The 303-nt window shown below is 58.1% G+C and carries 1 protein-coding gene; it reads left to right on the top strand.

The annotated features are described in order from the left end of the window. Positions 1-7 precede the first annotated feature (7 nt). Positions 8-303 (top strand): ECF transporter S component (locus tag P0G09_RS18440; RefSeq protein WP_275253400.1); only part of this gene is annotated, 296 nt, incomplete at its 3' end.

The following is a 303-nucleotide window of genomic DNA, read 5'->3' as shown; positions in this document are numbered from 1 at the left end:
GGAGGATATTACCAGGAAGAAAAACACGACCCGCAACCTGACCGTTGCCGCCATGCTCAGCGCGGTGGCCTTTATCCTGATGTTCATCGAGTTCCCGCTCCCGATGCTTATCCCGTCCTTCGTCAAGATGGACTACTCCGACCTGCCCGCTCTGCTGGGTGCCTTTGCCCTTGGCCCGGTGTACGGTGTGATCATCAGCTATATGAAGAACCTGCTCCATGTGGTCATCAAGGGCACCTCTACCGCACTGGTGGGTGAGCTGTGCAACTTCATGCTGGGTGCGGTGTTCTCCGCACTGGCCGG

The organism is Faecalibacterium sp. DFI.5.82, from assembly GCF_029076575.1.
In the GTDB taxonomy this organism is placed as follows: Bacteria; Bacillota; Clostridia; order Oscillospirales; family Ruminococcaceae; genus Faecalibacterium; species Faecalibacterium duncaniae.
The sequence above is the reverse complement of the archived record's forward strand: the minus strand, read 5'-3'. Positions and strand labels throughout refer to the sequence as shown.